The organism is Streptomyces sp. NPDC033180 (assembly GCF_055577645.1).
This window is the reverse complement of sequence record NZ_JBVIPU010000007.1, coordinates 119,061-139,624: the sequence shown is the minus strand read 5'-3', so window position 1 is coordinate 139,624 and position 20,564 is coordinate 119,061. Positions and strand designations below refer to the sequence as shown.

Annotated in this window: 14 protein-coding genes; 6 read left to right on the top strand and 8 right to left on the bottom strand. The window is 70.4% G+C overall.

The window, feature by feature from the left end:
* Nucleotides 1-194: 194 nt before the first annotated feature.
* Complete coding sequence (locus ACZ5WE_RS20915; protein ID WP_467691122.1) at nucleotides 195-1,541, top strand: 6-phospho-beta-glucosidase; 1,347 nt, start codon at nucleotides 195-197, stop codon at nucleotides 1,539-1,541.
* A gap of 28 nt (nucleotides 1,542-1,569) precedes the next feature.
* The gene (locus ACZ5WE_RS20910; protein ID WP_467691121.1) at nucleotides 1,570-1,959 is read left to right on the top strand and encodes a (2Fe-2S) ferredoxin domain-containing protein; all 390 of its coding nucleotides are present in this window, start codon (nucleotides 1,570-1,572) and stop codon (nucleotides 1,957-1,959) included.
* Between the two features lie 10 nt (nucleotides 1,960-1,969).
* On the opposite strand, the gene ACZ5WE_RS20905 is transcribed toward ACZ5WE_RS20910, so the two are convergent.
* Nucleotides 1,970-2,485, bottom strand: coding sequence for an FBP domain-containing protein (locus ACZ5WE_RS20905; RefSeq protein WP_467691119.1), 516 nt, complete (start codon nucleotides 2,483-2,485; stop codon nucleotides 1,970-1,972).
* A 221-nt stretch (nucleotides 2,486-2,706) separates the two neighbouring features.
* Nucleotides 2,707-3,648 carry an NADP-dependent oxidoreductase gene (locus tag ACZ5WE_RS20900; RefSeq protein WP_467691118.1) on the bottom strand — a complete coding sequence of 314 codons (942 nt, stop codon included), beginning with the start codon at nucleotides 3,646-3,648 and terminating at the stop codon, nucleotides 2,707-2,709.
* A gap of 319 nt (nucleotides 3,649-3,967) precedes the next feature.
* On the opposite strand from ACZ5WE_RS20900, the gene ACZ5WE_RS20895 reads away from it, so the two are divergent.
* Nucleotides 3,968-6,568 (top strand): glycoside hydrolase family 3 protein, encoded by a 2,601-nt coding sequence (locus ACZ5WE_RS20895; RefSeq protein ID WP_467691117.1) that lies wholly within the window; start codon nucleotides 3,968-3,970, stop codon nucleotides 6,566-6,568.
* Here ACZ5WE_RS20895 and ACZ5WE_RS20890 read toward each other — a convergent pair.
* Nucleotides 6,565-7,248: a TetR/AcrR family transcriptional regulator gene (locus ACZ5WE_RS20890; protein ID WP_467691116.1), complete on the bottom strand. Its 684-nt coding sequence runs from the start codon at nucleotides 7,246-7,248 to the stop codon at nucleotides 6,565-6,567. The two genes, ACZ5WE_RS20895 and ACZ5WE_RS20890, sit on opposite strands and share 4 nt — an antisense overlap.
* A gap of 81 nt (nucleotides 7,249-7,329) precedes the next feature.
* Entirely contained in the window at nucleotides 7,330-8,529 is a 1,200-nt protein-coding gene (locus tag ACZ5WE_RS20885; protein ID WP_467691115.1) for a serine hydrolase domain-containing protein, read from the bottom strand.
* Between the two features lie 239 nt (nucleotides 8,530-8,768).
* On the opposite strand from ACZ5WE_RS20885, the gene helR reads away from it, so the two are divergent.
* The gene (gene helR, locus ACZ5WE_RS20880) at nucleotides 8,769-10,934 is read left to right on the top strand and encodes an RNA polymerase recycling motor ATPase HelR (protein WP_467691113.1); all 2,166 of its coding nucleotides are present in this window, start codon (nucleotides 8,769-8,771) and stop codon (nucleotides 10,932-10,934) included.
* A 25-nt stretch (nucleotides 10,935-10,959) separates the two neighbouring features.
* Here the strand turns inward: helR and mgtA are convergent, their stop codons facing one another.
* Nucleotides 10,960-13,695, bottom strand: coding sequence for a magnesium-translocating P-type ATPase (gene mgtA / locus ACZ5WE_RS20875; protein WP_467691112.1), 2,736 nt, complete (start codon nucleotides 13,693-13,695; stop codon nucleotides 10,960-10,962).
* 490 nt (nucleotides 13,696-14,185) lie between these two features.
* Here mgtA and ACZ5WE_RS20870 point away from each other — a divergent pair, with 490 nt between their 5' ends.
* Nucleotides 14,186-16,243 carry a phosphocholine-specific phospholipase C gene (locus tag ACZ5WE_RS20870; RefSeq protein WP_467691111.1) on the top strand — a complete coding sequence of 686 codons (2,058 nt, stop codon included), beginning with the start codon at nucleotides 14,186-14,188 and terminating at the stop codon, nucleotides 16,241-16,243.
* Between the two features lie 441 nt (nucleotides 16,244-16,684).
* Here ACZ5WE_RS20870 and ACZ5WE_RS20865 read toward each other — a convergent pair whose 3' ends face one another.
* Nucleotides 16,685-17,611 (bottom strand): DMT family transporter, encoded by a 927-nt coding sequence (locus ACZ5WE_RS20865; protein WP_467691110.1) that lies wholly within the window; start codon nucleotides 17,609-17,611, stop codon nucleotides 16,685-16,687.
* Nucleotides 17,608-18,420, bottom strand: a complete 813-nt coding sequence (locus ACZ5WE_RS20860; RefSeq protein ID WP_467691108.1) for a phosphatase PAP2 family protein — start codon at nucleotides 18,418-18,420, stop codon at nucleotides 17,608-17,610. Before ACZ5WE_RS20860 ends, ACZ5WE_RS20865 begins: the two co-directional genes overlap by 4 nt.
* Before the next feature lie 189 nt (nucleotides 18,421-18,609).
* On the opposite strand from ACZ5WE_RS20860, the gene ACZ5WE_RS20855 reads away from it, so the two are divergent.
* Nucleotides 18,610-19,245 (top strand): TetR/AcrR family transcriptional regulator, encoded by a 636-nt coding sequence (locus tag ACZ5WE_RS20855; RefSeq protein ID WP_467691107.1) that lies wholly within the window; start codon nucleotides 18,610-18,612, stop codon nucleotides 19,243-19,245.
* Between the two features lie 201 nt (nucleotides 19,246-19,446).
* Here the strand turns inward: ACZ5WE_RS20855 and ACZ5WE_RS20850 are convergent, their stop codons facing one another.
* Complete coding sequence (locus tag ACZ5WE_RS20850) at nucleotides 19,447-20,466, bottom strand: DUF2510 domain-containing protein (protein ID WP_467691106.1); 1,020 nt, start codon at nucleotides 20,464-20,466, stop codon at nucleotides 19,447-19,449.
* Between the last annotated feature and the right edge of the window lie 98 nt (nucleotides 20,467-20,564).

Genomic DNA, 20,564 nt, shown 5'->3' with positions numbered 1-20,564 from the left:
AGGGCGATGGACGCCTTCGCGGATGTCTTCGGGGATGTCTTCGAGGTCGTCTTGAGGGGTGTCATCGGTGCGCTGCCTCCGTGGGGGGTCGATCGCTGCCGGGCAATCGTACGTAACGTGACCTCTGTCGACGGGTGAGTTCTGACAGGTCGACAGATGTGCGTGCGTCGGTTCCGACAGAAGGTGGTTGAGACGTGAGGCTGGTCATTCTCGGTGGCGGCGGATTCCGCGTTCCGCTCGTGTACGGCGCGCTGCTCGGCGACCGTGCCGAAGGGCGGGTCACGGAGGTCGTGCTGCACGACCTGGACGCGGGACGGCTCGGTGCGGTCGCCCGGGTGCTGGCCGAGCAGGCGATCGGGGTGCCGGACGCCCCCGCCGTGACCGCCACCACCGACCTGGACGAGGCCCTGCGGGGCGCGGACTTCGTCTTCTCCGCGATCCGCGTCGGAGGCCTGGAGGGGCGAGCGGCCGATGAGCGGGTAGCCCTCGCGGAGGGCGTCCTCGGGCAGGAAACGGTCGGCGCCGGCGGTATCGCCTACGGCCTGCGGACCGTGCCCGTCGCCGTCGACATCGCACGGCGCGTACGGCAGCTCGCACCGGACGCCTGGGTCATCAACTTCACCAACCCCGCGGGCCTGGTCACCGAGGCGATGTCCCGGCACATCGGCGACCGCGTCATCGGCATCTGCGACTCACCGGTGGGCCTGGGCCGCCGCGTGGCCCGCATCCTGGGCGGCAACCCCGACGAGGCGTTCATCGACTACGTCGGCCTCAACCACCTCGGCTGGCTGCGGGGCCTGCGGATCGCGGGACGCGACGAACTGCCGCGGCTCCTCGGCGACGCGGAGCTGCTGGGCTCGTTCGAGGAGGGCCGGCTGTTCGGCGCCGAGTGGCTCCAGTCTTTGGGAGCCATCCCGAACGAGTACTTGCACTACTACTACTTCAACCGCGAGGCGGTACGCGCCTATCAGCAGGCGGAGCAGACGCGGGGAGCGTTCTTGCGTGACCAACAGGCGCGCTTCTACGAGGAGTTGGAGCGACCGGCAGCTTCTCCCTCCGCACTGAAGACGTGGGACGCGACACGTGCGGAACGCGAGGCCACGTACATGGCCGAGAACCGGGAGGCCGCGGGTGTCGGGGAGCGTGCGGCCGAGGACCTCGAGTCGGGCGGGTACGAGAAGGTCGCCCTCGCCCTGATGCGGGCGATCGCACGCGACGAGCGGACGACGCTGATCCTCAACGTCCGCAACCGCACGACCCTTTCGGCACTGGACACCGACGCGGTGATCGAGGTCCCGTGCTCTGTCGACGCCAACGGCGCGCATCCCATGGCGGTGGATCCGCTGCCGGGTCACGCGACGGGGCTCGTGTGCGCGGTGAAGGCGGTGGAACGAGAGATCCTGGCCGCGGCGGAGAGCGGCTCACGCGCCACTGCGGTGAAGGCGTTCGCGCTGCACCCGCTGGTGGATTCCGTGGCGGTGGCGCGGAGGTTGATGGAGGGGTACGGGGAGGCACATCCGGGGCTGGGGTACTTGGGCTGAGGAGTCCCTGGACTGAGATGATCACCGGATGAGCCCCGTCATCGCCATCGGATCCGCTGCCGCCCGCCCCTGCACACTGGTCGTGTGCAGGGGCTGCTGCTGCGGCAACGCGCAGAAGCACCCTGGCACCGACCACGCCTGGCAGCTCGCGCGGATGCGTGCCGCCGCCGCGAAATCGGCGGGGCGGTTCGCGGTGCGTACGAGCGAGTGCCTCGGGCCCTGCGGGCAGGCGAACATCATCGTCGTACAGCCCTCGCGGGACGGGCGCGGGCGAGGTGGCCGGGCCGTCTGGATCGGCTTCGCCATGGACGACGACTCGATCGACGAGATACTCGCGTGGGCCGAGGCGGGCGGGCCGGGGATCGCCGCGCCGTCGCCGGCGCTCACGCTGCAGGTGGTGGACCCCCGCGCGACGTGAGGGTCAGCGGTCAGGCCACCGCCTTCGAGCCATTGAGGACCTTGTCGAGGAAGCCGTGCAGGTTCGCCACGGTGCGCGCGTTCTGCTCCTCCAGGGTGAGGCTCTCCTCGAAGCGGCGGGCCAGTGCCGTGGTCTTCTTGCCCCGTACGTAGAGGGAACAGGCGAGGTCCGCGCAGATGTAGATGCCGGCCGAGTTGCCCTGCCGGCCCGCGGGGCCGGCGAGGGGCGCCACGAGCAGCGTGATGCCCGAACCGGACTGCGGGGTCACGCAGACCGAGCAGATGCTGGACTTGAGCAGGCTCCTGCGGGCGCCTGTCGAGGCACGCAGCGCGATGCCCACGTAGGCGCCGTCCCGCTCCGTCACGATGTAGCCGCGGTCCGGGGCCTTGGGGTCCCGCCAACCGAGGAAGTCCAGGTCGGACCACGGGGTGTCCGGGAAGCCCGCAGGGAGAGTGAGTCTGCGGGCTTCGCCCTTGGAGCAATTGACGAAGGCCGCGCGAATCTCTTTCTCGCCGATAGGTTCCATGATCCGGAATCTACCAACGCGGCTAGGGGACCGTCTTCCCCTTTTCCGCCGCCCGGAGCTCAGGGGCATCGGGCAGACCTCCCCTCGGCGACACGTCCGTCCAAGGGGCGTGCCGGCGTGCCCTCTGCGGGGAGGGGCGCCCGAGGGCGTCCAAGTGGGGCCCCATCGGTGGGTCCCCGGTGGGTCCGCAGTGAAGCGCGCCGAGGTCGCACAGCCGGCCCTCACGCGCCCACCTCAATCACCACCTTGCCCCGCGCATGCCCGCCTTCCACCGCGCGCAGCGCCGCACCGGCCCGCTCCAGCGGATACACCGCCGTCACCTGAGGCCGCAGCACCCCGTCGACGGCAAGCCGTGCCACGGCGTCCAGGACCTCACTGGTCCGCGCCCGCGCAACCGCCGCCCCGCCCAGCTCACCGACCGTCTCCTTGCCCGCGGCCGTGATCAGCTTCCCCTCGCGGTCGGCCGGCGGCAGCAGGGACGCCACCGCCACGAGATCCTCACCGCCCACCAGATCGAAGACCGCGTCGACGCGACCGCCCGGCGCACCCGCCCGCACCCGGTCCGCCAAGTCCGCGACATCGGGCCCCGCCGGCACATGCACCGCGCCCAGCGACTCGACGAAGTCCCTTTTCCCCGCGCTCGCCGTGCCCACGACACGGATGCCGAGGTGCCGCGCCAACTGCGCGGCGGCCACCCCCACACCCCCGCCGACCCCGGTGATCAGCAGCGTCGCCCCGGCGGGCAGATCCAACTGACGCAGCCCGTCGTACGCCGTCGCCACGGCGACCGGCAGCGCGGCGGCTTCCGCGAAGGTCAGGCCCTCCGGCTTGTGCGCGGCAAGCGGGGCGGGCAGGAGGGTGTACTCGGCGTAGCCGCCGGTGTCCGGATTGCCGAACACCGCGTCGCCGACCGCGAAGCCTTCGACGTCCGCGCCGACGGCTTCGACCACGCCGGCGACCTCGCTGCCCAGCACTTCGGGGAACTCGACGGGCGGCGCCCCCGGCCTCCGCTTGCCCGCGCGCAACTTCCAGTCGACCGGGTTGACCCCCGCTGCCCGCACGGCGACCAGGAGTTGACGGGGGCCCGGCTCCGGTAGTGCCTGATCGATGAAGGCCTCGACTTCCGGGCCGCCGAACCGGGTGAATACGTACGCCTTGGACATGTGCTCCCTCGCTTCAAACTGTGAACCGTGCGGCCACGACGTGTGCTTCTCCTTGGATGACCGCCGTGATCACCCCGCTATTCCCCCTGAGCCGCCACGTTCACGAGGCCGCAACGAGATCCCCGGCCTACGGGAACCAAAAACTGAACGGCCTCCAAAGTTTTGCTGACGAGAGCCTTGACCTTAAGCGTTCAACCAATCAAGACTCAGGCCCCGTAACACCGCACTGGCGCGGGTGACGCATTCAGCTCTTGGCGTCGTCGACCAGTTCGGCATGCCCAGAGCAGCGTTCACAGCCGCGTTCGGAGGCCATTCCGCCATGCCCGCCACCACCCGTCGTGAACTTATGAAGCAACTGGGCGGCACCGCAGCCGCCTTCGCCTTCGTGGCCGCCGCCGGCCCGATCGCCACTGCCACGCCCGCCGCCGCGGCAGCCGACTCCGCCGCCTCCCCGGGCACGGCCGCCGCCACGCGCCGCGTCCGGGGGCTCGTCGCCCGCCTCACCCTCGACGAGAAGATCAGCCTCGTCCACGGCGCGACCGACCCTCGAAGACTGGGTCAGGCCGGTTACCTGCCGGGCATCGAGCGCCTCGGCATACCGGAGCTGCGCCTGAGCGACGGCCCCGCGGGTGTGAACGTCACGAAGTCCGCGACCGGCCTGCCGCCGGTCGCGACACTCGGCTCCTCCTTCAACCTCGAACTCGCCCGCGAGTACGGCGAGGTCATGGGCCGCGAGGGCCGCACCCTCGACATGGACGTACTGCTCGCCCCGCAGATCGAGCTCTCCCGCACGCCCTTCTTCAGCCGGAACAAGGACCAGTCCGGCGAGGACCCCTACCTCAACGGCCTGATCGGCGCCGCCCAGGTCGAGGGCGTCCAGGCACAGGGCATGCTCGCCCAGGCCAAGCACTTCCTCGCCAACAACCAGCGCCTGCACGAGTTCGACCGCGAGAAGCCGGAGAACTCCTACGACTTCGTCGTCGACGACCGCACCCTGCACGAGCTGTACCTGCCCGCCTTCGAGGCGGTCGTCCGCGCCGGAGTCGCCTCGGTGATGTCGGCGTACAACCACCTCAACGGCGAGTGGAACTCCGAGCAGCGCACCACTCTCACCGACATCCTCCGCGGCGAACTCGGCTTCAAGGGCTTCGTCACGTCCGACTGGGGCGCCACCCACTCCACGGCCGCGCTCGAAGCGGGCCAGGACATGCAGATGTGGGACGGCTCGTTCTACGGGGAGCCCCTGAAGGAGGCCATCAAGGACGGGTCCATCCCCGAGACCGCCCTGGACACCGCCGTTTCCCGCATCCTCGGCCAGTACGACACCTTCGGCATGCTCGACGGCAGCCGCGTCCCCGCCCGCAGGAAGATCGATGTCCGGGCCGGCGCCCGTGTCGCCCGCGAAGTCGCCACCCAGGGCTCGGTGTTGCTCGCCAACGACGGTGGACTCCCGCTCTCGCACGCCGCGTTGCGCGACCTCGCGCTCATCGGCCCGACCGCGGGCCAGGTCGCCACATCGGTCTCGGGCGAGCGCGCGTACGGCTTCGAGGAGCGCCTGGTCAGCCCGCTCGACGCGCTGCGCCGCAGCACCAGTCGGAAGATCGCCTACGAGGTCGGCGTCGACCTCACGGGCACGGCCGTCCCCGCATCCGCCCTCCCCAAGGGCCTGACGCGCAAAGGCGGCGGCACAAGCAAGACGCACAAGACCGACAAGACCGTCGACTTCGTCGGCGACAACGCGCTCCCCGTCGGTACGACGGCCGAGTGGACCGGCACCTTCGTGCCGCCCACCACCGGCGAGTACGCGCTCAAGATCCAGGGCTGGGGCGCGGCCGTCTCGCTGAGCCTCGACGGCAAGGAGCTGACGACCGCGGCCGGCGCCCGCGACAGCTTCGCGCGCAAGTGGTCCTCGATCGTCCCGACCACGGACGGCCTCGACAACGGTCAGGCCGACCCCGTCGAACTCACCGGCGGCAAGTCCTACCAGGTCGTCGTCAAGGCCACCGGCTGGGCCGCGACCATCGCCGAACGCGGCCCGGTCCAGGTGCGGTTCGCCTGGGTGACGCCGCGGCAGCGCACCGCTTCGATCGCCGCCGCGGCGAAGCTGGCCCGGCGCGTCCACACTCCGGTCGTCTTCGCGTTCAACGGCTCGGGCGGATCGGTGGGCGGCAGCGGCGACCTCACCACGCTGACGCTCCCCGCCCACCAGGACGAGCTGATCACGGCGGTGGCCAGGGCCAACCCGCGTACGGTCGTCGTCCTCACCACCGGCTGCCCGGCGACGATGCCCTGGCGCCGCGAGGTCGGCAGCATCCTGCACACCGGTTACGTCGGCCAGGAGGGCGGCTGGTCCACCGCCGATCTCCTCACCGGCCGCGCCAACCCCGGCGGCAAGGCCACGGTGACCTGGCCGAAGAAGGACGCGGACCACCCCACCCTGGACCCGGCCCACCCCGAGCGCTACTACGGCGTCGACGGAGTGGTCACGTACAGCGAGGGCATCTTCACCGGCTACCGCGGCTTCGACAAGGCGGACATCGAGCCCCTCTTCCCCTTCGGGCACGGCTTGTCCTACACGGAGTTCGGCTACCGCAACCTCTCCGTGCGCCGGGCGGGCGAGGGCTACGAGGTGTCGTTCACGGTGACCAACCGGGGGCGGCGCGAAGGCGCGGAGGTCCCACAGGTGTACGTCGGTGCGCCGCGCGGCGCCGACGTCGAGATGGCGGTGAGGACGCTGGCCGCCTTCGACCGCGTCGAGCTGCGCGCGGGGGAGTCGCGCCGCATCAGGATGCGGGTCGCCGAGCGGCAGCTGTCGTACTGGGACACGGACCGAGGCCGCTGGGTGCGCCCCGAGGGGCGGCGCGCGGTGTACGTCGGGTCATCGTCGCGCGACATCCGGCTGACGGGGGTGGCGCGCTAGGCGGACGAGGGCCCGCCGGCCGGTTCACCGCACCCGAGTCCCTCGCCGTCCACGGTGAGTGCTCGGGTGAGCCGGTCCAGGTGGGCTCGGTACAACCCGACGAAATCCAGGCGCCCTTCGGCGATGGCCCACTGGACCTGGAGCCCGTCGGACACGGCGAGGACCTCGCGGGCGATGCCCTGCGGGTCGGTGCCGTGCTTCAACTGCCCTGCCTCGACGGAGCGTTGCAGCACGGAGGCGAGGGAGAGCGCGACGCGTTCGTACCGCTCGCTGAAGTAGGCGTGTGCCGGGTGCGAGGGATCACCGGCCTCCGCCGACAGCTTGGTGTAGAGCTGGATGAGCCCCGGCTGGGTGAGGTTGTACGCGGCCAGTGCGAGCACCTCGTGGAACAGCGCGCGCACGTCGTCACCGCCGGAGTCGGGGCCGAGCCGTCCGAAGGTGCGGACGGTGCGCTCCTCGCGGGCTTCGAGCACCGCCATCAGGAGCCGCTGCTTCGACCCGAAGTGGTGGGTGATGACGGTGGCGGACGTGCCCGCTTCCTCGGCGATCTTCGCCAGGGAGGAGTTCAGATAGCCCGCCTTGGCGAAGAGCGCGAGAGCGGCGTCGATGATGGCCGCTCTGCGGGTGTCGGCGGCGGCGTACTGCCCTGACGGGCGGTGGCGGGGGGTGTGCTGCTCCATGGTGGGCAGATTACGTTCCCCCCGCGTTCGCGGGATCTCGCGAGCTCGCGAACCCCCACCCCCTGCCTCACGCTCCTTGCCTCACGCTCCCCCCTTCAGGCCCCGGTACAGCGCCCCCACCAAATGCACGCTCCGAAGATCTTCACCCGAGGTCCCGCCGCCCATCTGGTTCATCACGTACGCGTACGCGACCCGGTTCTCGGGATCGGCGAACGCGTACGACCCACCCACGCCCCCGTGTCCGAAGGCCCGCGGGTTGGGGCCGGCCTGCCCGTACAGGTTCAGCATGTAGCCGAGCCCCCACTCCCACTTCGCGCCCCACGCCGTGCCCGCCGCGAGCACCAGGTCCGGCTCGTCGGGCTCGCCCTGCCGCGTCCGGAGCCGCTCCAGCGTCGCGGGGCTCACCAGCTCCCCGCCTCCCAGCGCCGCGTACACCGTCGCGAGACCACGGGCGGACGCGTGCCCGTTGGACGCGGGGATCTCGGCCGACCGGTAGGCCGCGCTGTTCACGTTGCCGACGGGCAGGTACTGCAGGGCGAGCGTGACGACCGCCATCGGGTGGTCGTCGATCGACGCCACCGGCGGCGCGGGCGGAGCAGGGGAGCCGAGCACGCTGCGCGGGCCGTCCGAAGCCGAAACCGGCGCCTTGGCCATGTTGGCGCACCGGCCGTGCTCGCTCTCCGGAGTGCCGACGTACACATCCGCGCCCAGCGGACCCGTGACCTCGCTCCGCAGGAACGTACCGAGCGAGACGCCCGTGATCCGCCGGACGACCTCACCGACCAGATAGCCGTAGGCCACCGCGTGGTACCCCTGCGCCGAACCCGGCTTCCACCACGGCGGCGTCGCGGCCAGCGCCCCGCACACCTTCTCCCAGTCGTAGAGATCGTCCGACGTCATGGGCTCACGCGGCGCGATCACTCCGGAGCGATGGCTCAGCAGCCAGCGCACCGGGATGTCGGCCTTGCCCTCCTGGGCGAACTCCGGCCAGTAGCGGGCGACCGGCGCGTCCAGGTCGAGCTCGCCCCGGTCGACCAGCAGATGCGCGCACAGCGCGGTCATGCCCTTGGCCGTGGAGTACACGTTCACCAGCGTGTCGCGCTCCCACGCGCGTGTGCCCGTCCTGTCCGCGTCGCCGCCCCACAGGTCGACGACGAACTCGCCGTCCACGGTGGCCGCGACGGCCGCCCCGAGGTCGCCGCGTTCGACGAAGTTCCGCTCGAACTCCTCGCGTACGCCCTCGAATCCCGGGGCACAGGTGCCATGGATGCCTACCGTCATGACTCTCCTCGATCGCTGGAAGCGCCGACCCGCCACATCCTCGCGCATGGTTGCCCGCGGCACCTGGAGTGCGGCGGCAGTGGAGAAGCAGCAGAGGAGAAAGAGAAGAGGCAAGGAGGTGTTCCCACTCCTTGCCACTCTTAATTTATAGCGCAGTGGGGGGCTTGCGGCAAGGCCCCCGTCATGCCGCACAATCGCAGGCCTAAGCCCAGGACCTGCGAAAACGGGAGATTCACCAAGTGCCTGCGTTGCTGTCTGCGTTCGACCTTCCTGCCCACCTCGCCCCCAAGGCCGACCCGACGCTCATCGACCGGGACGAGAAGCACTTCGCCGCCATCGAACAGAGCCTTGAGCAGACCATCGCCGACGTGTCCGACCGCCTCGAAGCCCAGCGCAGGGCGCCCGGTGGCATCGGCCGTGAGGCGATGGACCGGGACCTGGAGATCCACCGCCTGACCGGGCGCCTGCGTGCCCTGAGCCGCTTCGGCCTCGACCTGTGCCTCGGCCACATCGTGACCGCGGACGACCCCGAACCCGTCTACATCGGCCGGCTGGGCCTCACCGACAGCGACGGGCGCCGGTTGCTTCTCGACTGGCGTGCCCCCGCGGCCGAGCCGTTCTTCGCAGCGACCCACGCCGACCCGATGGGTCTGGCGAGCCGCCGGAGATACCGCTGGACCGACGGCCGGATCAGCGACTACTGGGACGAGGTGTTCACCGCCGACGGACTCGAAGGGCACGCGGCGCTCGACGACCAGTCCGCCTTCATCGCCAGCCTGGGCAGCAACCGGTCCGCACGGATGCGTGACGTGCTCGCCACCATCCAGTCCGACCAGGACGCCATCATCCGCGCGAGTTCCCGGGGTGCTCTCGTCGTCGACGGCGGCCCGGGCACGGGTAAGACCGTTGTCGCCCTGCACCGGTCCGCCTATCTCCTCTACTCCGACCCCCGTCTCGGGCACAGCCGGGGCGGCGTGCTGTTCGTCGGCCCGCACCGGCCCTATCTGAACTACGTCGCCGACGTCCTGCCCAGCCTCGGGGAGGAGGGTGTGCAGACCTGCGTCCTGCAGGACCTCGTCACCGAGGGAGCCACGGCGGGGGCCGAGACCGACCCGGAGGTGGCCCGCCTGAAGTCGTCCGCCGACATGGTGGAGGCGATCGAGAAGGCCGTCAGGTTCTACGAGGAGCCGCCCGCCAAGGGGATGACGGTCTCGACCGACTGGGCCGACGTCTGGCTGAGCGCGGACGACTGGGCCGAGGCGTTCGACGCGGCGGGCCACGGCACCCCGCACAACGAGGCCCGCGAGCAGATCTGGGAGGAGCTCGTCGCGATTCTCCTCGACAAGCTCGACGGCGACGTGCCCGGCGAGCTCTTCGAGAGGTCGCTGCGGCACGACGAGGAGCTGGTCACCACCCTGCACCACGCGTGGCCGCTGCTCGAAGCGGCCGACCTCGTCTCAGACCTGTGGTCGAACTCCGCCTATCTGCGGATGTGCGCGCCCTGGCTCACCCCGGACGACGTGCGCAGGCTGAGGCGCAAGGAGGCTCCCCAGGCCTGGACGCTGGCCGACCTGCCGCTCCTGGACGCGGCACGACAGCGGCTCGGCGACCCGGAGGCGGTCCGGCACAAGCGTCGGCACGAGGCCATCCTCGCCGCCCAGCGCGAACAGATGGCGCAGGTCGTCGACAACCTCATCGACGCCGCGTCGGCCTCCGGCGCCGACGGTGACGACGGCGAGGGTCTGGTGACGATGTTGCGCGGTCAGGACGCCAAGGTCAGCCTGGTCGACGAGTCCGAGCTGCCTCCGGCCGACCCGGACCGCCTCGCGGGGCCGTTCGCGCACGTCGTCGTGGACGAGGCCCAGGAGCTGACCGACGCGGAGTGGCAGATGCTGCTGCTGCGCTGCCCGTCCCGCAGCTTCACCATCGTCGGCGACCGCGCGCAGGCCCGGCACGGGTTCACGGAGTCGTGGCAGGAGCGTCTTGAGCGGATCGGGCTCGACCGGAGCGAAGTGGCCTCCCTGAGCGTCAACTACCGGACGCCGGAAGAGGTCATGGCGGAGGCCGAACCGGTCATCCGGGCCGCGCTCCCGGACGCCAACGTGCCGACCTCCATCCGCAGCAGCGGCATCCCCGTCGTGCACGGCTCGGTGACGGACCTCGACACGGTCCTCGACGGCTGGCTCGCCACCAACGCCGACGGGATCGCCTGTGTCATCGGCGATCCCGCCTTCCGGGAGAGGGACCGTGTCCGGTCACTGACACCGGAGCTCTCCAAGGGCCTCGAATTCGACCTGGTCGTCCTCATCGACCCGGAGAACTTCGGTGAGGGGATCGAAGGGGCGGTGGACCGCTACGTCGCGATGACGCGAGCGACCCAGCAGCTCGTCGTCCTCACGAGCTGACCGGGCCGCCCGTGGGCCATCGCCGTCAGAGCCAGCTGCCGTAGCGACGGATGTACCGGCCCTTCACCACCTGGGTGAGCGTGCAGTACGCGAGCAGCGTCCCGATCAGCCACGGGAAGTAGCTCATCGGCAGCGGCTGCATCGACAAGGCCGAAGCCAGCGGCGAGAACGGCAGCCAGAGGCCGAAGGCCATCACCGCGCCCGTCATCAGGAGCACTGGCAGTGACGCGCGGGACTGGATGAACGGGATCCTGCGCGTGCGGATCATGTGCACGATCAGCGTCTGCGACAGCAGGCCCTCCACGAACCAGCCCGTCTGGAAGAGGGTCTGCTGCGCGGGCGAGTCCGCCCGGAAGACGTACCACATCACCAGGAACGTGGTGATGTCGAAGACCGAGCTGATCGGACCGACCCGGATCATGAACCGGCCGATGCCCTTCGCGTCCCATGCGCGGGGCTCGCGCAGGTACTCCTTGTCCATCCGGTCCCAGGGGATCGACAGCTGGCTGATGTCGTAGCAGAGGTTCTGCACCAGGAGGTGGATGGCGAGCATCGGCTGGAAGGGCAGGAACGCCGATGCGACGAGGACGGAGAAGACGTTCCCGAAGTTCGACGACGCCGTCATCTTGATGTACTTGATGGTGTTGCCGAACGTCTGACGGCCCATCAACACACCCTGTTCCAGGACCATCAGGTCCTTCTCCAGGAGGATGATGTCCGCGGACTCCTTGGCGATGTCGACGGCCGTGTCGACCGACACTCCCACATCCGCCTCGCGCAGCGCCGCCGCGTCGTTGATGCCGTCACCGAGGAACCCGACCGTGTGCCCGTCGGCCTTCAGGGCCCGTACGATCCGCGCCTTCTGGACCGGGTTGACCCTCGCGAACACCGTGGTCGTACGGGCCAGACGGCGCAGCTCCGCGTCGTCGACGAGGTCGACCGTGGCGCCGGTGATCAGCTCGCTGACGTCGAGGCCGACGTCAGCGCAGACCCGCGCGGCGACCAGTTCGTTGTCGCCGGTGACGACCTTGACCGCGACGCCGTTCCCGGCGAGCGCGCGCAGGGCCTCGGAGGCGTCCTGCTTGGGCGGGTCCAGGAACGCCAGGAACCCGACAAGGGTCAGATCCGACTCGTCCGCCACCGTGTAGGTGTCACGGTCGGCGGGCACGGTGCGCGTGGCGACCGCGAGCACACGCAGGCCCTCACGGTTATGGCGTTCGCTGATGTACGTGACGTGGGCGCGCAGTTGGGCGGTGAGTTCGACGCGCTCGCCGCGGTCCATGACGTGACCGCACCGCTCGAGGACCTCCTCCACCGCCCCCTTGGTGACGATGGTGTGCTCGGCGGCCGGACCTGACAGCTCCTCGCGGCGCAGCACGACGGACATCCGCCGCCGGGCGAAGTCGAAGGGGATCTCGTCGACCATCGTGAAGAGCCGGTCGACGACAACCTCCTCGGCCTCGTCGATGCGGTCGACGACCGCCTGGTCCATGAGGTTGCGAAGGCCCGTCTGGAAGTGCGCGTTGAGGTAGGCGTGTTCGAGCACCTCACGGTCCTCGTGACCGTGGGCGTCGAGGTAGCGGTCCAGGACGATGCGGTCCTCGGTGAGCGTGCCCGTCTTGTCGGTGCACAGCACGTCCATCGCGCCCAGGTTCTGGATCGCGTTGAGCTGCTTGACGACGACCTTGTGCCTCGACATCGCGACCGCGCCCCGCGCCAGGTTCGCCGAGACCACCATCGGCAGCATCTCGGGAGTGAGCCCGACCGCCACCGAGATCGAGAACAGCAGCGCCTGGTCCCAGTCGCCCTTGGTGAAGCCGTTGATCGCGAAGACGATCGGGACCATCACCAGCATGAAGCGGATGAGCAGGAAGCTGACCCGCCGTACACCGAGGTCGAAGGCGGTCTGCGGCCGGTCGCCGGCCAGGGCGCCCGCCATCGAGCCGAAGTAGGTCTCCGCACCCGTGGCGACGGCCACGCCGGTCGCCGTGCCCGAGGTCACCGACGTACCCATCAGGCAGAGGTTGTCGGCCTCGACGGGGTCGGTGGTCGTGCTCTGCCCCAGGTCGGGGGCGCGCGTGTCCGCCTTGGCCACCGGGAGCGACTCGCCCGACAGGGCGGCCTGACCGACCATCAGGTCCTTGGCGGTGAGCAGCCGCAGATCGGCGGGGACCATGTCGCCCGCGGCGAGCTTCACGAGGTCGCCGGGGACGACCTGCTCCATCGGGATCTCTTCGGTGCCGGGGCGCTCGCTCCACCGGCGCTGGACCGCGCAGGATGTGGTGACCAGGGCTTTCAGCGCCTGGGCCGACCGGGTCGAGCGGAACTCCTGCCAGAACCGCAGCACTCCGCTGACCAGCACCATCGAGGTGAGGATCCAGACGCCGGGGTCGGCCGGGTCCTGCCAGTACATGACCGCGGCGAGCGCGACCAGTACGCCGATGAAGGGGTTGCGGAAGGACCTGGCGAGCTGCGCGGTCCAGTGCGGCGCGCGCTCCTTGGCGACGGTGTTCTCGCCGTGCCGCTCCAGGCGCTCGAGGACCTGGTCCTGGCGCAGTCCGCGGGTGCCCGTGCCGAGGTGCCGCAGGACATCGCGGGCAGGCGTGGCGCTCAACTCGGCGAGGCGGACGCCGACTTCGCGGGTGCGGGCGTCCAGCTCGGCGGCCTTGCGCTCGCGGCGGCCGTCGGGGACGCGGGGTGTGGTGAGGCTGGGGTTCTCGCCCGGGGGAGCCGGGCGTACCTGGGGAATCAGCTTGTTCATGGCAGACCTCCCTCCGTGCGGGGGCATGGCGAAGCACGCCCGCGCACAGGGACGTGGTTGTGATGGGTGCCGTCAGTCAGCAGACACGGCGTATCGCCGCGGGTGTACTACCGCGTGACGGAAAAGGGGGCTGGGCGGCATGACGCCTCAGCCGGGAAAGCGGAGCTCGGCCGGGAAGGCGGAACCGCTTCAGTGAGACGTGGCGCTGACGCAAGGACTTCCTTCGGGACTCATCCCGAACACCTCCTTGCGATCGCGGAACACGGAAGAACGCACCATCGAGCGGTGCAGAGCCAAGTCAGGCATGTCAGTACACATATGTCAAATACGGGACTTTGGTCCTCATAAGGTCAGGCCTTGTGTCCTGCCCACCAAGGGTTGGACTTCTCTTCACATCCAGGTCACAGCCCCTTCCCTCATCCTTGCTCCCCTTGAAACACTTCACCCGCTCACGTCCCCCACACCCCACACCACGAGGTCGAATCCACTCATGCCAGAACTCAATCGGCGCCGGTTCATGCAACTCGCGGGCGGCACCGCAGCATTCGCGACGCTCTCGCAGAGCATCGCCCGCGCCGCCGCTCTGCCCGCCCAGCGCCGCTCCGGTTCCATCGAGGACGTCGAGCACGTCATCGTCCTGATGCAGGAGAACCGTTCCTTCGACCACTACTTCGGCACGATGAAGGGTGTACGCGGCTTCGGCGACCCGCGCCCGGTGACTCTGCCAAGCGGCAAACCCGTCTGGAACCAGTCGGGCGGCGGCAAGGAGGTGCTGCCCTTCCACCCGGACGCCGAGGACCTCGGCATGCAGTTCATCGCGGGCCTCGACCACGACTGGGCGGGCGGCCACAGCGCCTTCGGCAACGGCAAGTACGACAACTGGATCGCCGCCAAGTCCGAGCGGACGATGGCGTACCTGACGCGCGACGACATTCCGTTCCACTACGCCCTCGCCGACGCGTTCACCGTCTGCGACGACTACCACTGTTCGTTCATGGGGGCCACCGACCCCAACCGCTACTACATGCTCACGGGCCACGTCGGCAACGACGGCAAGGGCGGCGGCCCGGTCCTCGGCAACCAGGAACTCGGCTACGACTGGACGACGTACGCCGAGCGCCTGGAACAGGCCGGGGTCTCCTGGAAGGTCTACCAGGACATCGGCGATGGCCTGGACGCGGCCGGGCACTGGGGCTGGATAGACGACGCCTACCGCGGCAACTACGGCGACAACTCGCTGCTCTACTTCAACAAGTACCGCAACGCCAAGCCCGGCGACCCCCTCTACGACAAGGCGCGCACCGGCACGAACGTGAAGGCGGGCGACGGCTACTTCGACCTCCTGAAGGCCGACGTCAAGGCCGACAAGCTCCCCCAGGTCTCCTACATCGCCGCGCCCGAGGCCTTCACCGAGCACCCCAACTGGCCGGTGAACTTCGGCGCCTGGTACATCGCGCAGGTCCTGGACGCGCTCACCTCCAACCCCGCCGTGTGGGCGAAGACCGCGCTGTTCATCACGTACGACGAGAACGACGGCTACTTCGACCACGTCGTCCCGCCGTACGTCCCGTCCTCCGCCGACCAGGGCCTGTCCACCGTGGACACGAAGCTCGACCACTTCCCCGGCAACGCGCAGTACGCCGCCGGACACTACGGCCTCGGCCAGCGCGTCCCGATGGTCGTCGTCTCGCCGTGGAGCACCGGCGGCTTCGTGAACTCCGAGGTCTTCGACCACACGTCGATCATCCGGTTCATGGAGAAGCGCTTCGGCGTGCGGGAGCCGAACATCTCGCCGTGGCGGCGTGCGATCTGCGGTGACCTCACCTCCGCCTTCGACTTCGCGGGCAAGGACACCGAGCCCGCGCAGCTGCCGGACACCGACGCCTACGAGCCGCCGGACAACGAGCGCCACCCCGACTATGTGCCCAAGGCTCCCGCGAAGGCGAACCTGCCCAAGCAGGAGACCGGCTCCCGGCCCGCGCGCCCGCTGCCGTACGTACCGCTGGTGGACGGAACGGGAGTGCCCGCCGACGGGAAGTTCACACTCACCTTCAGCGGCGGCGACGCGGCCGGCGCCTGCTTCCACGTCCGCTCCGGCAACCGCACGGACGGGCCCTGGACGTACACCACGGAGGCCGGCAGGACGATCTCCGACACCTGGAACACGGCGTACTCGAAGGGCGCGTACGACCTGTCGGTGTTCGGGCCGAACGGCTTCCTGCGCGTCTTCAAGGGGCCCGGCAAGACCGCGGGCCCGGAGGTGGCAGCCCGCCACGACAAGGCCACCGGCAATCTCAGGCTGACCCTGAGGAACGCGGGGAGCGCCGACGTGAACCTCAGCGTCTCCAACGCCTACGGCGGCGCGGCACAGACGTTCAAGGTGAAGGCGGGCAGCACCGTCGAGCACACTGTCGACCTGCGGGCGAGCAAGCGCTGGTACGACGTGACGGTGAAGTCCGACGCGGACGCCACCTTCCTGCGACGCTTCGCCGGGCACGTGGAGAACGGCCGGGCCGGGGTCAGCGACCCGGCGATCATCTCCGCCTGAGCATCTGCCCGAGCATCTGCCCGAGCACCTGAAGGGGCCGCCGTCGGACTACAGCTCCGACGGCGGCCCCTACGCCCCCCAGATGTTCTCCCTCGGCGGTTCCTATGACCTCGGGAACATGACATCGCTGGCCGCGTTGACGAAGGGTGCGGCCATGCTGGCGAACGCCGACGCGCCTTGCGCGAGCGGCTTGAGAGGGTCGACCGAGGCTGACTTGCCCCGGGCTTGTGGTCGTCGGCGACGGCTGAGGCGCCGCCCTGCAGGGCGGCCGGCACCTGCGGCCGCGCCACGTGCGCTCAGTCGATCGGCGGCGCCGACCGCGAAGAAGTCGCGGCACTCCGCCCCTCTGAATGATCACTGAGGCGGACCAGCCTTCATACGGTGAACTCAGCGGACCATCGCAAGATGCCTTCGCCCCCCCGTACGTCGCGTCATGCCGTTTCAGTGGCGTGACAGGTGCAGCGCCGCAGGTTCCGTCTGTCCTGGAACGGAGGGCAGGAAGTCCTCCGAGGACAACTCCGAAGGCGCCCGGGACGCCGACGCCTCCCGCGGCGACCGTGACAGGACCACCACGCCGTACGCCGCGATTCCCGCACCCCCGGCTGCCAGGAAGAGACCGGCCACGCCCCCCTGCAGGCGCTCGCCGAGCAGGGTCAGGCCGATGGCGGCGGCGGCCACCGGGTTGGCCAGGGTGACGACGGCGAGCGGCGCCCCGAGGCCCCCGCGGTAAGCGGTCTGGGACAGGAAGAGGCCGCCCACGGCGAAGGAGGCGACGAGCAGCGCCACGACGATCACCTGCGGGCCGAGCAGCGGGCCCGAGCGGTCCGTCGCGGCGACCGTCACGGTCTGGGTGAGCGCGGACGCGACGCCCGAAGCGAACCCGGAAGCCGTCGCGTGGCGCAGCCCCGGCCGTGTACCCGGACGCGACAGGACGCCGATCACGGCCATCGTCGCGCCCGCGACGGCCAGCGCCTCCGTCAGGGTCAGCGTGTCGTCGGGCGCGGGGCCGGAAGCGGTGAGGAGCAGGGCTCCGAGGCCGATGAGCGTGAGCCCCGTGCCGCGCCACTCCAGCGGGGTGACGCGCCGCCCCGCGAGCCGCGCGCCCAGCGGTACGGCGGCGACCAGGGTGAGCGCGCCGAGTGGCTGGACCAGGGTGAGCGGACCGTATTTCAGGGCCGCCACGTGCAGCAGGGCAGCGGACGCGTTGAGCCCGACGGACGACCACCAGGCGCCGCTGCCGAACAGCCGCAGGAAGCCGTTGCCGGGGGCTGTGACGCGGGCGGCGAGGCGTTCCTGGGCGACGGCGGCGCAGGCGTACGCGGCGGCGGAGACGAGCGAGAGCGCGACGGCGACGAGGGTGGCGTTCATCGCCGCATCCCGGGGACGGCCGGCTCGCGGGCGGGCGCGTGCCGCCGTACGACGAGCGAGCGCGCGGCGTCCGGCAGCTTGATCACGGCGAGCGCGACGCCGAGCAGCGCGGTCGCCACGAGGGCGTCGAGCCAGTAGTGGTTGGCGGTCCCGACGACCACGAGCAGGGTGATCAGCGGATGCAGCAGCCACAGCCACCGCCACCGCGATGAGGTCGCGGCGATGAGTCCGACGGCGAGCATCAGCGCCCAGCCGAAGTGCAGGGACGGCATCGCGGCGAACTGGTTTGCCATCGAGTCGGTCTGGGGGGTGGAGCCGTAGACGGTCGGCCCGTACACCTGGCCGGTGTCCACGAGCCCCGTCGCGTCCAGCAGCCTGGGCGGCGCCAGAGGAAAGGTCAGATGGAGCACGAGGGCCGCCGCGGTCAGCGCGGCGAGCACCCGGCGGCTCCAGACGTAGTGCCGGGGACGGCGCAGGTAGAGCCAGATCAGGAACAGCGCGGTGGCCGGGAAGTGCACGCTCGCGTAGTAGGTGTTCGCGATGTGCACGAGGGTGTCGCTGCTGAGCAGCGCGTCCTGGACCGCGTCCTCGCCCGGCAGGCGCAGGGTGCGTTCGGCGTCCCACACGTGGTGGGCGTTGCGGAAGGCCTCGCCGGTGTGGCCGTTGGCCAGCTGCCGGCCGAATTTGTAGACGAGGAAGAGTCCTACGACGAGGAGGAGCTCGCGGACGAGGGGCGGTCGGGCAGAGGTGTCCGGCTCCCGGAGGGCTATGTCCGGTTCCCTTTCGGCAGGCTCGGTTCGGGATTCCATCCCCCGGCCCCTTTACGTGATGACTGGGTGGTGCGGGTAGTGAGTGGACAAGCGCCTCGCGCAGTCGTGGAGCGCCCCACTCATCGATACGTCAGTGTACCGATACGCCAGTGTACCGATACGGATGCGTACCGGTACACTGGCGTATCGATAGGGTCGGTCGAAACCACCGCACCGAGGAGAAGAGCCATGACGTCGCCGGACCGGGCAGCAGACGCGAGCACAGCGGACCTCGTGGGCTCGTCGCGCCGTTCCAAGATCACGCCCGAGCGTGAGCAGGAGTTCTACGACGCCGTCCTCGACCAGCTCCGCGAGTGTGGGTACGACGCCGTGACCATGGAGGGCGTCGCATCGACCACCCGGTGCAGCAAGTCCACGCTCTACCGCCAGTGGAAGACGAAGCCCCAGTTCGTGGCCGCCGCGCTGCGCGCCAACCGTTGCGTGCGGTTCGCGGGCATCGACACCGGCACGCTCGCCGGTGATCTGCGCGAGGCGGCGCGGGCCGCGGGGGAGTGGTCGACCCGGGACAGCATGCTGGTCCAGGCGCTGAGCCACGCGGTCCTTCAGGACGAGGATCTGCGCAGCGCGCTGCGCGAAGCGCTGGTGGAGCCGGAGACCCGTGCGCTTGACGACCTGGTCGAGCGGGGAGTGGCCCGGGGCGAGATCGCCGCGGACCATCCGGCCACGCGGTTCATCACGGCTCAGCTCATGGGCGTGGTCCGGGCCCGGCCCGTCCTCGAGGGCAAGCAAGCGGACGAGGAGTATCTGTCCGACTTCGTGGAGGCGTGCGTGCTGCCCGCACTGGGTCTGACCGGACCCACCTGATCGTGGACCGGGGCCCGGTGGATGACGGGCCCCGATCTGCCTGCCGCGCCGCACCGTGGGGACGGGGGTGGCGTGGCCGCTCCTGGCCGGGCGGGCGGAACCCCTCGTGGTTCCGCCCGCCCGGCTCCGACGTTCCCCGGCCGGAGCCGCGTGAGCCGGAGCCGGAGCCGGAGCCGCGCGAGCCGGAGCCGCGACGTCCCGTCAGACTTCCTGGCCGTTGCCGCCCCCGCCGCCCGCCGCGGCCTTGATCCCCTTGGTGATCTCGTCCATGACGGACAGCTTCGGGGACTTGTCGTTGACGTCGATGCCGAAGCGGACGATGACGAGCTGGGACTTCAGGGTCGGGGAGGGGAAGGCCAGCGACTGGACGTAGCCGTCGTCGCTCTTCTCGGTGACGGCCTTCCAGCGCACGAGGTAGCCCTTCTCGCCCGCCACGGTGACCGCCTTGGACTCCAGCTCCTTGTGCGAGGTGATCTTGCCGTAGGTCTTGCCGCCGTATGACTCCTTGGCGTTGGCGGCGATGTCGGCCTTGGCGGCAGCCTCCGCCGTCTTGGCGTCGATCTTGAATCCCTCGGCGAGTCCGGCGTACGCGCCGCCGCGCGTACAGGTCTTGGAGGCCTCCCTGGGGCAGGGATAGGGGCCCGTGGTCACCGAGGCGCCGCCTTCCTGGCCGCTCGCGCCGGTCCAGCCGTCCGGCACCGGGAGGCTGACACCGCTGAGCATGTCCGTGGCGTACCCCTCTTCGCTCGGCGGGCCGGCGGACGGGCCGCCGCCGGGGGGCTGGGACTGCTCGGGGTCCTGCGGGTCCTGCGGGTCCTGGGGCACGCCGGGCTTCGAGGGGGCGGAAGACGACGGCGGGTTGGCGGTGTTGTCGCTGTCCCCGTTGTCGTCGTCAGCGGTCAGGAAGTAGACGCCACCGCCTATCCCGGCCAGGACCACGAGGGCCACGCCCACGGCTATGCCGGTGCGCAGGCCGCGCCGTGCGGCGGTGGGCCGGCCCGGATAGGCGGGGTAGGCCGGATACGCGCCCGGGGCGCCGGTCGGGGCGGTGGGCGGATAGGCCGGGGAAGCCGCCGGAGCGGAACCGTCCCACCCGGCGGCGGATCCCACCGCGCGGACCTGGTCCGTCCATACGTTCCCGTCCCACCAGCGTTCGGTACGGGGGCCGTCAGTCGTCTGGCCGGGGTCGGGGTACCAGCCGGGAGGGGTTACCTGGGTCATGGGCGTCAGGGTATGAGCATTCGGTGAAAGTGGGATGAGAGGGGGCCTCTACGGAGGTCGCCGTTCGCCCGCTGTACTCGGGTGGTCGGGGCGCCCTG

Coding starts and splice junctions, on each gene's coding strand:
- ACZ5WE_RS20900 (WP_467691118.1), bottom strand. CDS start 3,648: ATGTCCAAGGCGTACGTATTCACCCGGTTCGGCGGCCCGGAAGTCGAG.
- ACZ5WE_RS20870 (WP_467691111.1), top strand. CDS start 14,186: ATGCCAGAACTCAATCGGCGCCGGTTCATGCAACTCGCGGGCGGCACC.
- ACZ5WE_RS20850 (WP_467691106.1), bottom strand. CDS start 20,466: ATGACCCAGGTAACCCCTCCCGGCTGGTACCCCGACCCCGGCCAGACG.
- ACZ5WE_RS20855 (WP_467691107.1), top strand. CDS start 18,610: ATGACGTCGCCGGACCGGGCAGCAGACGCGAGCACAGCGGACCTCGTG.
- ACZ5WE_RS20905 (WP_467691119.1), bottom strand. CDS start 2,485: ATGGAACCTATCGGCGAGAAAGAGATTCGCGCGGCCTTCGTCAATTGC.
- ACZ5WE_RS20885 (WP_467691115.1), bottom strand. CDS start 8,529: ATGACGGTAGGCATCCATGGCACCTGTGCCCCGGGATTCGAGGGCGTA.
- ACZ5WE_RS20865 (WP_467691110.1), bottom strand. CDS start 17,611: ATGAACGCCACCCTCGTCGCCGTCGCGCTCTCGCTCGTCTCCGCCGCC.
- ACZ5WE_RS20910 (WP_467691121.1), top strand. CDS start 1,570: ATGAGCCCCGTCATCGCCATCGGATCCGCTGCCGCCCGCCCCTGCACA.
- ACZ5WE_RS20895 (WP_467691117.1), top strand. CDS start 3,968: ATGCCCGCCACCACCCGTCGTGAACTTATGAAGCAACTGGGCGGCACC.
- ACZ5WE_RS20890 (WP_467691116.1), bottom strand. CDS start 7,248: ATGGAGCAGCACACCCCCCGCCACCGCCCGTCAGGGCAGTACGCCGCC.
- ACZ5WE_RS20860 (WP_467691108.1), bottom strand. CDS start 18,420: ATGGAATCCCGAACCGAGCCTGCCGAAAGGGAACCGGACATAGCCCTC.
- mgtA (WP_467691112.1), bottom strand. CDS start 13,695: ATGAACAAGCTGATTCCCCAGGTACGCCCGGCTCCCCCGGGCGAGAAC.